Annotated in this window: 9 protein-coding genes; 4 read left to right on the top strand and 5 right to left on the bottom strand. The window is 69.9% G+C overall.

What is annotated here, in order from left to right:
• Nucleotides 1-50: 50 nt before the first annotated feature.
• The 4 genes from cydD to hisC all read right to left on the bottom strand — a co-directional run bounded on the left by cydD (nt 51) and on the right by hisC (nt 7,538).
• The gene (gene cydD / locus ACWGIG_RS12195; RefSeq protein ID WP_453321469.1) at nt 51-3,548 is read right to left on the bottom strand and encodes a thiol reductant ABC exporter subunit CydD; all 3,498 of its coding nucleotides are present in this window, start codon (nt 3,546-3,548) and stop codon (nt 51-53) included.
• Nucleotides 3,549-3,626: 78 nt separating this feature from the next.
• Nucleotides 3,627-4,628, bottom strand: a complete 1,002-nt coding sequence (gene cydB / locus ACWGIG_RS12190) for a cytochrome d ubiquinol oxidase subunit II (RefSeq protein ID WP_453321468.1) — start codon at nt 4,626-4,628, stop codon at nt 3,627-3,629.
• A gap of 16 nt (nt 4,629-4,644) precedes the next feature.
• Nucleotides 4,645-6,153 (bottom strand): cytochrome ubiquinol oxidase subunit I, encoded by a 1,509-nt coding sequence (locus ACWGIG_RS12185; protein WP_453321467.1) that lies wholly within the window; start codon nt 6,151-6,153, stop codon nt 4,645-4,647.
• Nucleotides 6,154-6,431: 278 nt separating this feature from the next.
• Nucleotides 6,432-7,538 (bottom strand): histidinol-phosphate transaminase, encoded by a 1,107-nt coding sequence (hisC, locus tag ACWGIG_RS12180; protein WP_453321466.1) that lies wholly within the window; start codon nt 7,536-7,538, stop codon nt 6,432-6,434.
• 369 nt (nt 7,539-7,907) lie between these two features.
• On the opposite strand from hisC, the gene ACWGIG_RS12175 reads away from it, so the two are divergent.
• The 3 genes from ACWGIG_RS12175 to ACWGIG_RS12165 all read left to right on the top strand — a co-directional run bounded on the left by ACWGIG_RS12175 (nt 7,908) and on the right by ACWGIG_RS12165 (nt 11,503).
• Nucleotides 7,908-9,029, top strand: a complete 1,122-nt coding sequence (locus ACWGIG_RS12175; RefSeq protein WP_453321465.1) for a LacI family DNA-binding transcriptional regulator — start codon at nt 7,908-7,910, stop codon at nt 9,027-9,029.
• 232 nt (nt 9,030-9,261) lie between these two features.
• On the top strand, nt 9,262-10,485 hold the full coding sequence (locus ACWGIG_RS12170) for a metallophosphoesterase (RefSeq protein ID WP_453321464.1): 1,224 nt from the start codon (nt 9,262-9,264) through the stop codon (nt 10,483-10,485).
• A gap of 181 nt (nt 10,486-10,666) precedes the next feature.
• Nucleotides 10,667-11,503 (top strand): hypothetical protein, encoded by an 837-nt coding sequence (locus ACWGIG_RS12165; protein WP_453321463.1) that lies wholly within the window; start codon nt 10,667-10,669, stop codon nt 11,501-11,503.
• A 164-nt stretch (nt 11,504-11,667) separates the two neighbouring features.
• Here ACWGIG_RS12165 and thiC read toward each other — a convergent pair whose 3' ends face one another.
• Nucleotides 11,668-13,434 carry a phosphomethylpyrimidine synthase ThiC gene (thiC, locus tag ACWGIG_RS12160; RefSeq protein ID WP_453321462.1) on the bottom strand — a complete coding sequence of 589 codons (1,767 nt, stop codon included), beginning with the start codon at nt 13,432-13,434 and terminating at the stop codon, nt 11,668-11,670.
• Between the two features lie 199 nt (nt 13,435-13,633).
• On the opposite strand from thiC, the gene ACWGIG_RS12155 reads away from it, so the two are divergent.
• Nucleotides 13,634-14,989 carry a YibE/F family protein gene (locus ACWGIG_RS12155; protein ID WP_453321461.1) on the top strand — a complete coding sequence of 452 codons (1,356 nt, stop codon included), beginning with the start codon at nt 13,634-13,636 and terminating at the stop codon, nt 14,987-14,989.
• Nucleotides 14,990-15,016: the final 27 nt, after the last annotated feature.

Below are 15,016 nucleotides of genomic sequence, written 5' to 3'. Positions count from 1 at the left end.
TAGTTAGTCCTATTTAAAGGGGAAAGTCGACCAGCGGGCGTTTGGACCGCTTACGCCACCGGCTCCGCCGCCCGCTCCCGCTCCCGCATCCGCCGCAGCGGCCCTTCCTCCCCTGCCAGTGCCGCGAAGGCGCCACGCTGCGCGACGCGACCTCCGTCCAGCACGACCACCTCGTCCACGTCCTCCAGCCCCCGCAGCCGGTGCGTGATCAGCACCGTCGTCCGGCCCTCTGTGGCGGACAGCAGGTCCGCCGTCAGCGCATCGGCCGTCGCCAGGTCCAGGTGCTCCGCCGGTTCGTCCAGTACAAGGACGGGGAAGTCGGCCAGCAGCGCCCTGGCCAGCGCGAGCCGCTGCCGCTGCCCGCCGGACAGTCGTGCCCCGTGCTCGCCGACCAGGGTGTCGAGCCCCTCGGGCAGGGACTCGACCCAGTCCCTCAGCCGGGCCCGCCCGAGCACGTCCAGCAGTTGCGCGTCGTCGGCATCGACCCTGGCCAACCGCAGGTTCTCCCGTACGGAACTGTCGAAGAGGTGCGCGTCCTGCGCACACAGCCCCACGATCCGCCGCACGTCGTCCCCTTCGAGGGAACCGGCCGCCACACCCCCGATCGTGTAAGTGCCCTCCGCCGCGTCCAGGAACCGCAGCAGCACCTGCGCGAGGGTCGTCTTCCCGGCCCCGCTCGCCCCGACGACCGCGATCCGCTTCCCGGCCTCCAGGGTCAGGTCCACCCCGGTCAGCGCGTCCCGCTCCTGCCCCGCGTACCGGGCGGAGAGACCCCGTACCTCCACCGGGAAGGGCGACGCGGGCACCGCGGTGGCCGTCCCCGGCTCCCGTACGGGAACGGGCGCGTCCAGCACCTCGTACACCCGCTCCGCACTGCGCCGCACCCGCTGGCGGTACTGCACGGCCAGCGGCAGCCCGGTCACCGCCTCGAACGCGGCCAGCGGAGTCAGCACCACCACCGCGAGCTGCACCCCGGCCAGCCGCCCGTCCGCCACGGCCTGCGCGCCCACCCACGCGGCCCCGACCACGGTCAGCCCGCACACCAGCGCCGAAAGACCGCCGCCGAGCGCGGTCGCCGACGCCCCGCGCGAGGCGATCCGCGTCAGCACCGCATCCGCGTCCCGTACGGCAGCGAGACGGCGCCGCAGCGCTCCCGCCACCGTCAACTCGCCCACCCCACCGAGGAGATCGGCCACCCGCACGGCCAACGCGCCCCGTGCCGGAGCCAGCTGCCGCTCCGCCCGCCGCGCCGCCACACCGCTCACCAGCGGCACCACCCCCCCGGCGGCCAGCAGTCCGACGGCCAGCACCGCACCGGCCTCCGGCAGCATCCAGCCCGTGAACCCGACGGCCGCCGCACCCACCACGACGGCGGACCCGGCGGGCAGCGCCCACCGCAGCCAGTAGTCCTGCAGCGCGTCCACGTCGGCGACCAGCCGCGACAGCAGGTCCCCGCGCCGGGTCTCGCGCAGTCCGGCGGGCGCGATCCGCTCCAGCCGCCGGTACACGGCGACCCGCATGTCCGCCAGCATCCGCAGCACCGCGTCGTGCGACACCAGCCGCTCCGCGTACCGGAACACGGCCCGCCCGATGCCGAACGCCCTGGTCGCGGTGACCGCCACCATCAGGTACAGCACCGGAGGCTGCTCCGAGGCCCGCGAGATCAGCCACCCGGACACCGCCATGAGCCCCACGGCCGACCCGAGCGCCAGGCTCCCGAGGAGCAGCGCGAGTCCGAGCCGCCCGCGCTGCTCGCCCGCATCCTGCCGCACACGACGCAGCGCACCGCCTGCCGCACCGCGGACCCCCACTCCTGTTTCACGTGAAACATCGTCGTCCGGAACCGGAGCCGACTCCCCCGACGACCGCACGCCCGCGCCCCGTTGAGAGGGCACGGAGCCGCCCGGAGCGGCACCGGCCACTCCCAGCTCCACCACCCGGTCCGCCACCGCCAGCAGCGCCGGCCGGTGCACGACCAGCAGCACGGTCCGCCCCACCGCGAGCCGTCGCACCGCCTCGACGATTCCCGCCTCGGTCCCGCCGTCCAGCGCGGCCGTCGGCTCGTCGAGCAGCAGTACGGGCCGGTCGGCGAGGAATGCCCGTGCCAGCGCGAGCCGTTGCCGCTGACCTGCGGAGATCCCGGCCCCGTCCTCGCCGAGGAGGGTCTCGGTGCCCTGCGGCAGCGCGGCCACGAAGTCGTACGCCCCGGCGTCCCGCAGCGCCTCCAGCACGGCCGCGTCATCGGCCTCGGGACGCGCCAGCCGGACATTCTCGGCGACGGTCCCGGCAAAGAGGTGCGGCTTCTGCGGCACCCAGGCGATCCGCTCCCGCCACTTCTCCAAGTCCACGGTTGCCAGGTCGGTGTCCCCGACCAGCACCCGCCCCTGTTCCAGCGGTACGAACCCCAGCACCGCGTTCAGCAGCGTCGACTTGCCGACCCCGCTCGGCCCGACGAGGGCGACGGTCTCGCCCTCCCCGACCTCCAGCGACGCCGCTTCCAGCGAGACCTCCGCACGCCCTTCGTGCCGTACGGTCGCGCCCTCCACCCGCAGCGCGCCGGAGAGAGGCACGTCCGCCGATCCGCCCGCCGGCAGCTCGGTCTCCAGTACGGCGAAGATCTCCTCAGCGGCCGAAAGCCCTTCCGCGGCTGCGTGGTACTGCGCCCCGACCTGCCGCAGCGGCAGATACGCCTCCGGCGCCAGGATCAGGATGACGAGCCCGGTGTACAGGTCGAGTTCACCGTGTACGAGCCGCATGCCGATGGTGACCGCGACCAGCGCCACCGACAGGGTGGCCAGCAGTTCCAGGGCGAACGACGACAGGAAGGCGATCCGCAGCGTCTTCATGGTGGCCCGCCGGTACTCACCGGTGATGGCCCGGATCGACTCGGCCTGCGCCTTGGCCCGCCCGAACACCTTGAGCGTCGGCAGCCCGGCGACCACGTCCAGGAAGTGCCCGGACAGTCGCGACAGCAGCTGCCACTGCCGGTCCATGCGGGACTGGGTGGCCCACCCGATGAGGATCATGAAGAGCGGGATCAGTGGCAGCGTCACCACGATGATCGCCGCCGACACCCAGTCCTCGGTGACGATCCGCGCGAGGACCGCGACGGGCACGACGACCGCGAGCCCCAACTGCGGCAGATAGCGCGAGAAGTAGTCGTCCAGCGCGTCCACGCCCCGCGTGGCCAGCGCGATCAGCGAACCCACCCGCTGTCCGCCCAGCCAACCGGGACCGAGACCGGCCGCCCGTTCCAGCAGCCGCCCCCGCAGCTCGGACTTGACCGCCGCGCTCGCCCGGTGTGCGGCAAGCTCGGTCAGCCAGGCCACCAGCGCCCGCCCGAGGGCGACAGCTGCCAGCAGGATCAGGGGGGTCCGCAGCCCGCCGGAACCCAGCCCCTCCTCGAAGGCCCCGACCACCACCTCGGCGATGAGCATCGCCTGGGCGACGACCAGGCCCGCCCCGGCAAGTCCGAGGACCACCACCGCCCCGAGGAAGAAGCGGGTGGCACGGGCGTACCGGAGCAGACGCGGGTCGATCGGTTTCACGTGAAACATCCCCCACTAGGGACCACAAAGGAACGGGAACGGAATCAGTGCGAGTCGGCGGTCAGAGCGAGTCGGCGATCAGTGCGAGTCGGCAATGTGCTGCGTGCCGATCCGCTTCCGGAACACCCAGTACGTCCACCCCTGGTAGAGCATCACGACCGGAGTGGCGATCCCCGCGCACCAGGTCATGATCTTCAGGGTGTACGGGCTGGACGAGGCGTTGGTGACGGTGAGGTTCCAGGCTTCGTTCAGCGAGGACGGCATGACGTTCGGGAAGAGCGTCAGGAAGAGCATCGCGACCGCGGCCGCGATGGTCACGCCCGACAGGGCGAACGCCCAGCCTTCCCGCCCGGCCGCCGTGCACGCGATGGCCACGACCAGCGCCAGTGCCGCCACGACGAGCGCGACGAGGCTGCTGGTGTCGCCGTTGTCGACCTGGGTCCAGATCAGGAAGACCAGCGCCAGTACGGCGGCCAGCACCCCCAGTCGCAGGGCCAGTGCCCGTGCCCGCGTCCGGATGTCGCCGAGCGTCTTGAGCGCCGCGAACACGGCGCCGTGGAAGGTGAACAGCGTCAGCGTGACGAGGCCGCCGAGGAGCGCGTACGGGTTGAGCAGGTCGAGGAAGTTCCCGACGTACTCCATGTCCTTGTCGATCTTCACGCCCCGCACGATGTTCCCGAAGGCCACGCCCCACAGGAAGGCAGGCAGCAGCGAGGTCCAGAAGATCGCGTGCTCCCAGTTGGTCTGCCAGCGGTCCTCGTCCCGCTTGTGCCGGTACTCGAAGGCGACTCCGCGCACGATCAGGCAGACCAGGATGAGCAGCAGCGGCAGGTAGAACCCGCTGAAGAGGGTGGCGTACCACTCGGGGAAGGCGGCGAAGGTGGCGCCGCCGGCGGTCAGCAGCCACACCTCGTTGCCGTCCCAGACGGGACCGATGGTGTTGATCAGGACCCGTCGTTCCTTGCGGTCCTTGGCGAGCAGTTTGGTCAGTACGCCAATCCCGAAGTCGAAGCCCTCCAGGAAGAAGTAGCCGATCCACAGGACGGCGATGAGCACGAACCAGACGTCGTGGAGTTCCACAGCAGTTCCCCAGTCCTCAGTACGAGAAGGCCATCGGCCGGTCGGGATCGCGGTCGTCGCCGCCGATCTTCGTGGGCGGGTTGAGGTCGGCCTCGGTGAGCTCCGGGGGGCCGAGCTTGACGTACTTCACGAGCAGCCTGACCTCGATCACGGCGAGGACCGCGTACAGCAGGGTGAAGACGATCATCGAGGTGAGCACCTCGCCCTGCGAGACGCCGGGGGAGACGGCCGCCGAGGTCTTCAGGACGCCGTAGACGACCCAGGGCTGACGGCCCATCTCGGTGAAGATCCAGCCCCACGAGTTGGCGATCAGCGGGAAGAGCATGGTCCACAGGGCGACGACCCAGTAGAGGGAGGCGAGGCGTGGGCTGAGTGCCTTCTTGCGGAAGAGCACCAGATTCGGCACTTCGTCCTCACCCGTCCGCAGACCTGGTGGCAGCAGGAACTTCTTCCTGGTCAGCCAGAGCCCGAGCAGGCCGAGGCCGAAGGACGCCATGCCGAAGCCGATCATCCAGCGGAAGCCCCAGTAGGCGACGGGGATGTTGGGCCGGTAGTCGCCGGGCCCGAACTTCTCCTGCTCGGCCTTGTTGATCTCGTTGATGCCCGGGACGTACTCGGTGAAGTTGTCGTGGGCGAGGAAGGACAGTATTCCGGGGATCTCGATGGTGACCCGGTTGTGGCCCTTGTCGACGTCGCCGATCGCGAAGATGGAGAACGGCGCGGGTGCCTCGCCCTCCCACAGGGCCTCGGCGGCCGACATCTTCATCGGCTGCTGCTTGTACATGACCTTGCCGAGCAGGTCGCCGCTGACCGCCGTCAGCAGGCCGGCGATCACCACGGTGACCAGGCCGAGCCGCAGCGACGTCCGCATCACCGGGATGTGCTTCTTGCGTGCCAGGTGGAAGGCGGCGATGCCGACCAGGAACGCACCGCCGACCAGGAACGCGGCGGTCATGGTGTGGAAGAACTGGTTGAGCGCGGTGTCCTGGGTGAGGACCTTCCAGAAGTCGGTGAGCTCCGCCCGCCCGCGCTCCTTGTTGATCCGGTAGCCGACCGGGTGCTGCATCCAGGAGTTGGCCGCCAGGATGAAGTACGCGGAGAGGATCGTGCCGATCGACACCAGCCAGATGCAGGCGAGGTGGATCTTCTTGGGCAGCTTGTCCCAGCCGAAGATCCACAGCCCGATGAAGGTCGATTCGAAGAAGAACGCGATCAGCGCTTCGAAGGCCAGCGGTGCACCGAAGATGTCACCGACGAAGCGCGAGTAGTCGGACCAGTTCATGCCGAACTGGAACTCCTGCACGATGCCGGTGACCACCCCCATCGCGATGTTGATGAGGAAGAGCTTTCCCCAGAACTTGGTCGCCTTGAGGTACTTCTCCTTGTTGGTCCGCACCCAGGCGGTCTGCAGGCCGGCGGTAAGCGCGGCGAGCGAGATCGTCAGGGGGACGAACAGGAAGTGGTAGACGGTGGTAATACCGAACTGCCATCGCGCCAGGGTCTCTGGCGCCAGAGCCAGCTCCACGTCGTCTCTCCTTACGTCGCCGAAGCCACATCCGCATTCACGGGCACGGTCACAGCGGCAGTTTGCCCCTTTAATCCCATGAATGACGGGACGAACGGGGACACGCTTGTGAACGCGTTCACATTCACAAGCATTATGTCGCACGCCCATTCGGCGCCGCCCCGGGGGGTACCCCCTAAAAATGCCAATGCCCCCACAAGCCGCACACGGCTCACAGGGGCACCAGCAGTCACAGCGAAGCAGGGCGGGAATCACTGCCGGCCCAGGACGGAAGAGGGCTACAGCTCCTTGCGGAACGCCTCCGCCGCCTTCAGGAACAGGTCGTTCGCCTCGGTCTCACCGATCGTCACCCGCACGCCCTCACCGGCGAACGGCCGCACCACGACGCCCGCCCGGTCGCAGGCCGCCGCGAAGTCGGTCGTACGCTCCCCCAGCCGCAGCCACACGAAGTTCGCCTGCGTCACGGGCACCGTCCAGCCCTGTCCGACCAGCGCCTCGTACACCCGGGTCCGCTCCGAGATCAGCGCGTCCACCCGCTCCAGCAGTTCGTCCTCCGCACGCAGCGACGCGACGGCAGCCTCCTGCGCGATCTGGCTCACGCCGAACGGCACCGCCGTCTTGCGCAGCGCCGCCGCGACCGGCTCGTGCGCCACGACGAAACCGACCCGCAGACCGGCCAGTCCGTACGCCTTGGAGAAGGTCCGCAGCACCGCGACGTTCGGCCGGTCCCGGTAGAGCTCGATGCCGTCCGGCACCTGCTCGTCGCGGATGAACTCCCGGTACGCCTCGTCCAGCACGATCAGGACGTCCTTCGGCACCCGGTCCAGGAACCGCTCCAGCTCGGCCCGGCGGACCACGGTGCCGGTGGGGTTGTTGGGGTTGCAGACGAAGATCAGCCGGGTCTTCCCGGTGATCGCGTCCGCCATCGCGTCCAGGTCGTGCACGTCACCGTCGGTCAGCGGCACCCGCACCGACGTCGCCCCGCTGATCTGCGTGATGATCGGGTACGCCTCGAAGGACCGCCAGGCGTAGATCACTTCGTCGCCCGGGCCCGAGGTCGCCTGCAGCAGCGACTGCGCGACACCCACCGATCCCGTGCCGGTGGCCAGGTGCGAGACGGGCACGCCGAAACGCTTCGCCAGCTCCTCCATCAGCCCCGTGCATGCCATGTCCGGGTACCGGTTGAAGTCACCTGCCGCAGCGATCGCACGCTCCATCACGCCCGCGAGCGGGGGATAGGGGTTCTCGTTGGAGGACAGCTTGTACGCCGCCGGGCCGTCGGCGTCGGCAGCCGCGGCCGGCTTGCCGGGCTTGTACGTGGGGATGCCGTCCAGCACCGCGCGCAGCTTGGGGCTCGTCGCGCTCGTACCGCTCGTCTCGCTCACTTAAGGTCCTCCTCGACCGTACGTACCACCAATACTGCTCACCCTATGAGGATTGGGCGGCGCTGCGAAGGGGCCGCAGAAGTCCGTCCCGGGCGGCGCAACAGACGGGGGGCGCGCCCCTGCCGTTCCCGCGCGCCGGTGGCTCACGCCGTGGCGCGCGTCCCCCGAAGTGGTGAGTTGAGACCTCTTCGAGACCTCGGGCAGATGCCGGACTCGCGCCGCCAGCCACCGGACTCCACGGCCCAAAATCCCCCAACTACCTTGGCTTCCATGGTCGATCAGCACGTCTACCCGTGCAGAAACGTGCCTGTCAATCCGCGCATATGCGCCGACGCCAACCGGCCCTCTGCGCCCTACTATCGGGTCGCCATGACAGCAGCAGGGAAGCATCAGGTGAGCCGGACCGAGACACCCCGGCGAGGCAGTCGGCCAGGACGTGCGGGCATCCGGGATGTTGCCGCCGCGGCCGGTGTCTCCATCACGACTGTCTCCGACGCCCTCAACGGCAAGGGCCGGCTCCCGGACGCCACCCGCCGCCACGTCCGCGAAGTCGCCGAGCGGCTGGGCTACCGCCCGTCCGCAGCGGCCCGCACGCTCCGTACCGGTAAGTCGGGCCTCATCGGCCTGACCGTCACCACGTACGGGGATGAACCTTTCACCTTCACCGAATTCGCATACTTCGCGGAGATGGCGAGAGCCGCGACCTCGGCCGCGCTCGCCCGCGGCTACGCCCTCGTCATCCTCCCCGCCTCCTCCCGGCACAGCCCCTTCGACGTGTGGCAGAACGTCGCACTCGACGGGACCGTCGTCATCGACCCCTCCGACGAGGACCAGGTCGTCACCGAGCTCATGCGCCAGGGGCTGCCCGTCGTCTCCGACGGACGCCCGGCCGGGACCCTCCCGGTCACCGCCTGGGTCGACAACGACCACGAGGCCGCCGTCCTCGAACTCCTCGACCACCTCGCCGACGCCGGCGCTCGCCGCATCGGCCTGCTCACCGGCACCACCACCGACACCTACACCCGGCTCTCCACCACCGCGTACCTGCGCTGGTGCGAGCGCGTCGGACAGGATCCGGTGTACGAGTCCTATCCGGCCCACGACCCGTGCGCGGGCGCCGTCGCAGCCGACCGGCTGCTCGCCCGCCCGGACCGCCCGGACGCCGTGTACGGACTCTTCGACCCCAACGGCACCGATCTGCTTGCCGCCGCGCGCCGCTACGGACTGCGGGTCCCCGAGGACCTGCTGCTCGTCTGCTGCTCCGAATCGACCGTGTACGCGAGCACCGAACCTCCCATCACGACGCTCTCTCTCAAGCCCCGCCGCATCGGCACCGCCGTGGTCCAGCTCCTCATCGACGCCATCGAGGGATTGGACACCGGACAGCCGGTCGAGCAGGTGATACCGACCGAACTCATCATCCGCACGTCCTCCCAGCGGCGCCCCCCGCGCACCACCGTGAGTCCCCCGCGCTCACCCTCGGGGGACTGACGGAAGAGCCCTTCGGGGCGGCAGCGGAGTGCCGCCCCGAAATCAACACCGGGACCGATCTCCGCAATACGGACGAAACAACCGGTGAACTGGGGGTGTACCCGGATTCACCACCCCTGGTGCCTCACACAGCGCGGGCCGCATTCCTATGATGGGCGCACGACACGGCGGACCACCCGAGACCAGGTGGGGCCCCAAGGTGTACGGCGGTGCGACGGTGGTGGAGGGGTCAATGACTCAGGGGGCCGGTCAGGGACCCGCGGTGCGTACGGCGACGTTGCGGGATTTCCGGGTGCCTCCGTATGCCCAGGCTCCCGTCGCGTCGTACGACACCAAGCAGGCGCTGGACGCCAAGCAGGCGTTGGACAGCAAGCAGGCGTTGGACAGCAAGCAGGCGTTCGACAGCAAGCAGGCGTTCGACGCCAAGCAGATGCCCGGCGCGGAGCAGGCGTACGGGCCGGAGCAGGCGTACGGCTCGGAGCAGGCCTACGAGGAGGGCGACGAGCCCGAGGGCTACACGCCCACCCAGCGCGACCTCCCGGTGATCAGCCGGGAGGACCACGTCGGCCCGGGCCACACGCAGCGCATCCCGCAGCCCGACTTCGAGGAGCGGCCCGACGGCGAGGGTCTCGGCCCGCTGTTCGTCGTCGGTGACGTCCACGGCTATCTCGAAGAGCTGCTGGACGCCCTGCACGAGCAGGGCCTCATCGACGACGAGGGCCACTGGGCGGCCGGCAACGCCCGCCTCTGGTTCCTCGGCGACTTCACCGACCGCGGCCCGGACGGCATCGGCGTCATCGACCTGGTGATGCGGCTGTCCGCCGAAGCGGCGGCGGCCGGCGGCTACTGCAAGGCCCTGATGGGCAACCACGAGCTGCTGCTGCTCGGCGCCCGGAGGTTCGGCGACACCCCCGTCAACTCCGGCGCGGGCACCGCCACCTTCCAGGCGGCCTGGCTGCTCAACGGCGGCCAGAAGCACGACATGGACCGCCTCCAGGACGTCCACCTCCAGTGGATGGCCCGCCTCGACGCGGTGGCCCTGGAGGACGGGCACCTGCTCACCCACTCCGACACCACGGCCTACCTCGACTACGGCTCCACCATCGAGGACGTCAACGACACGGTGCACTCCATCCTCACGCGTAACGACGCGGACGAGTGCTGGGACGTCTTCCGGAAATTCACCAAGCGTTTCGCGTTCCGTGACGAAGGCGGTTCCGACGCCGTACGGGAACTGCTCGCCGCATATGGCGGCGAGCGCATCGTCCACGGTCACAGCCCCATCCCGTACCTCCTCGGCGAGGTGGGCAACGAGGACTCCGGGGATGGAGAGGGCAGCTCGGGGCCGGTCGTCGAAGGTCCGCACGTCTACGCCGACTCCCTGGCCATCGCCATGGACGGCGGCGTGACCATGGCCGGAAAGCTGCTGGTGGTTCAACTCCCGCTGGGTGACTGAGGGTTATGGGGGCGGACGTGCGCCCGGAGCGTACGCCCCTACCGCCGGGCCAATTTCCGCAAACCCCCTGTCACCCCGTGCCGTAACCGCTCTACCATCGGGTTATCCGTAGCAGGCTCTCCTCCGTTTCCGCCCAACTGCCCACTGAAGCGGGCAACCCGGCCCTACGGAGCATCGGGGGATGCACATGAACAGCGCTCCGCACCTGCTGGCCGAGGACCGCCCGGAGTTCGAGCGGACTCTCGACGAAGCACTGCGCACCGCGCACGAACGCCCGGAACTCGCCGCGCTGGGACAGCGGCTGAACAGCGAGCAGTTGCGCACCATGGCGCTCAGCGCCAGCGCGATAATCGCCGCTCACGCGTCGGCCGAGTACGACCACTACGTCAAGACGCGCGAGGAACTGCGCGCACCCTCCGTCCCGGCACCCGGCGCCCTGCTCACACCCGGCGTCGGCGAGAACGCGGAGGCCACCGGGGCGGGGGCGGTCGCCGTCGTCGCCGTCCTCACGCCCGTACTGGCCGGGATCGCCGCGGTGGTGCTGCTGCTGGTCGGCTACCTGCTGAGCATGCTCAACCCGGAACCTGCCGTCGCCGAGGCGCTGTTGACCGCGGGCTGGGTGTTCGGTGCGCTCGCGGCGGCGGGGCTGCTCGGCGCGGCTGTCGGGCTGCTGTTCACCGCGCTGCGCAACGGCTCGACCGCTTTCCAGGTCGGCCACCGGGATGCGGACAGCGAGGAGGTCGACCGGGCCAGGGAAGCCTGGAAGGAAGCCCTGCTGCAGCGGGGCATCTTCCCGTTCCTGCGCGACGCCCTCGCCAATCCGCCCGAGACCGCGCCCGCCGCCCCCGAACCGCCCCGGCAGAGCCGCATCCCTGGTCTGGGGTACTCACGGCCCGACTTCGGCAGTCCCAGCGAGCACAGCGGCCACAACGGCAACGGCCACAAGACCCGCCCCAGCTACTCCAGCCCGGACTTCTCCAGCCCCGACTACGGCGGCCCGGACCACAAACCGGAGTGATCCGGAGCGATCCGGGGTGATCCGGAGCGATCCGGGGCCGTCAACTCCGTGACGACCGTGCGCAGTCCGCGGTCGGCAGGCCGTGCCCGCCCGGAGGCCCCCCGGACCCCCGGCCGGACCACCTGCTCAGACCCGGACCACCTGCTCAGGCCTGGACCACCTGCTCAGTCCGCGATCGGCAGGTAGACCCGGTTGCCGGCCTCGGCGAACTCCTTGGACTTCTCCGCCATGCCTGCCTCGATCTCCTCCGCCGTCCCCCCGTGCTCACGCCGGATGTCGTGCGAGATCTTCATCGAGCAGAACTTCGGCCCGCACATCGAGCAGAAGTGCGCCGTCTTCGCCGGTTCGGCGGGGAGCGTCTCGTCGTGGAACTCCCGGGCCGTGTCCGGGTCGAGGGCCAGGTTGAACTGGTCCTCCCACCGGAACTCGAACCGGGCGTCGCTCAGCGCGTCGTCCCACTCCTGCGCACCCGGGTGACCCTTGGCGAGGTCCGCCGCATGCGCAGCGATCTTGTACGTGATGACGCCGGTCTTCACGTCGTCCCGGTTGGGCAGCCCCAGGTGCTCCTTGGGGGTCACGTAGCAGAGCATCGCGGTGCCCCACCAGGCGATCATCGCGGCGCCGATGCCGGAGGTGATGTGGTCGTAGGCGGGGGCCACATCGGTCGTCAGCGGGCCGAGCGTGTAGAACGGCGCCTCCTCGCAGATCTCCTGCTGAAGGTCGATGTTCTCCTTGATCTTGTGCATCGGGACGTGTCCCGGGCCCTCGATCATGGTCTGCACGTTCCAACGCTTGGCGATCGTGTTGAGTTCCCCGAGCGTCTTCAACTCCGCGAACTGCGCCTCGTCGTTGGCGTCCGCGATCGAGCCGGGCCGCAGGCCGTCGCCCAGCGAGTACGTCACGTCGTAGGCCGCGAGGATCTCGCAGAGCTCCTCGAAGTGCTCGTACAGGAACGACTCCTTGTGGTGCGCCAGGCACCAGGCCGCCATGATCGAGCCGCCGCGCGAGACGATGCCCGTCTTGCGGCGCGCCGTCAGCGGTACGTGCGCGAGTCGCACGCCCGCGTGGACGGTCATGTAGTCCACGCCCTGCTCGGCCTGCTCGATGACCGTGTCCTTGTAGACCTCCCAGGTCAGGGCCTCGGCGCGGCCGTCGACCTTCTCCAGGGCCTGGTAGAGCGGCACGGTGCCGATCGGGACCGGCGCGTTGCGCAGGATCCACTCGCGGGTGGTGTGGATGTTGCGGCCGGTGGACAGGTCCATGACCGTGTCGGCACCCCACTTGGTCGCCCAGGTCATCTTGTCCACCTCCTCCTCGATGGAGGAAGTGACCGCGGAGTTGCCGATGTTGGCGTTGACCTTCACCAGGAACCGCTTGCCGATGATCATCGGCTCGATCTCCGGGTGGTTCACGTTCGCCGGCAGCACCGCGCGGCCTGCGGCGATCTCCTCCCGTACGACCTCGGGCGAAACGTTCTCCCGGATCGCCACGTACTCCATCTCCGGGGTGATCTCCCCGCGCCGTGCGTACGCGAGCTGTGTCACCGCCTGCCCGTCGCGGCCCCTGCGGGGCTGGCGGGGGCGGCCGGGGAAGACCGCGTCGAGGTTCTTCAGGCCCCCGCGCGGCGAGGTGTGCTTGATGCCGTCGTCCTCGGGACGGACCGGGCGGCCCGCGTACTCCTCGGTGTCACCGCGCCCGATGATCCAGTTCTCGCGCAGCGGGGCCAGGCCGCGCCGTACGTCCGTCTCGACGGTCGGGTCGGTGTACGGGCCGGACGTGTCGTACAGCGTCACGTCCTTCCCGTTGGTCAGGTGCACCTGACGGACCGGCACCTTCATGTCCGGGCGCGATCCTTCGACGTACCCCTTGTGCCAGCCGGGCGTGCGCCCGTCCTGGTCGGAGGCAGGCGTGCGTGCATCCATCGTGGTCATGAGACCTACTCCCTACGCCGGCATTACCCGGTAACAGGTTCGGCGGTCGACGCAGCCATTTCCGTACGTATGTGTACGGAGGTCAGCGCCCTCTCAGCCCGGTGCTCCGAGCTCCCGCGTGTGCAAAGGTGCCCCCACGCTAGCGCCATGCCGGGCGCGCTGAACAGAGGGCCCCCCTCGTTCTTGCGATGATCAGGCGGTGACCCCACCACAGCCGCCGTCCCCGCCGACGCCCCCGCAGACCCCACCGCCATCGGCTCCATCGCACGGCCACAGCCACAGTCACGGCCCCGCGGCACCGGTCTCCAAGCACTTGCGCAAGGTGATCGCGGCGGTGCTGATTCCTTTCGCCACCGCGGTGATCGTCGGTCTCGCGATCCTGTGGCCGGGCGGCGCACCGGCCCACGAGCGCACCGGAGTGGGCTTCGACCGGCAGACCGAGCAGGGCAGTGTCGTCAAGGTCGACACGATCGACTGCAAGGGTGCCAACGTCGCCCCGTCGCCGCAGCAGCCACAGGCACAGCCACAGGCCGATCCGCCGGCGCCACAGAGCGGCGACGGTGCCAAGGGCGACTGCAAGAAGGCGACGGTCGAGGTCGTCAGCGGCGCGGACAAGGGCCGCACCTTCACCGAGATCGTCCAGCCCGGCGCGCCCCGGCAGTTGAAGCAGGGTCAGGGGGTCGTCGTCGCGTACGCCCCCGACGCGCCCCGCGAACTCCAGTACTCCGTCATCGACGTGGACCGGAAGCTTCCGCTCACGCTGCTCGCCGGGATCTTCGCGATCGCGGTCGTCATCGTCGGCCGGCTGAAGGGCGTCATGGCGCTGGTCGCGCTCGTCGCGTCCTTCGCGGTCCTGACCCTGTTCATCCTGCCCGCCATCCTCCAGGGCTCGAATCCGCTGGTCGTGGCGGTGGTCGGGGCCAGCGCCATCATGCTGATCGCGCTCTACGCCTGTCACGGGCTCACCGCGCGCACCTCCGTCGCCGTCGTCGGCACCCTGGTCTCACTGCTGCTGATCGGGCTGCTCGGCTCGCTGTTCATCGGATGGGCGTTCCTGTCCGGCAACATCGACGACAACACCGGGCTGATCCACACCCTCTACCCCTCCATCGACATGAGCGGCCTGCTCCTGGCGGGCGTCATCATCGGCTCGCTCGGCGTCCTCGACGACGTGACGGTCACCCAGACCTCGGCCGTCTGGGAGCTGCACCAGGCCGATCCGACGATGGGCCCGCGCGCCCTGTACCGCGCGGGCATCCGCATCGGCCGCGACCACATCGCCTCGGTGGTCAACACCCTCGTCCTCGCCTACGCGGGCGCCGCCCTCCCCCTCCTGCTGCTGTTCTCGATCGCCCAGAGCAGCGTCAGTACGGTCGCCAACAGCGAGCTCGTCGCGGAGGAGATCGTCCGCACCCTGGTCGGCTCGATCGGTCTGGTCGCCTCGGTCCCGGTGACCACCGCGCTCGCCGCCCTGGTCGTCTCCGCAGACCGCTCGGGTTCGTCTTCCGACACGGCGCCGGTACGCACCGGGCGCGGTCGGCGGCGCAAGGGCTGAGGCGGGCCGGGGCACACGACGGAGCGG

The sequence above is a fragment of the Streptomyces sp. NPDC054863 genome, assembly GCF_053610825.1.
This window is presented reverse-complemented; position numbering and strand designations above follow the sequence as displayed.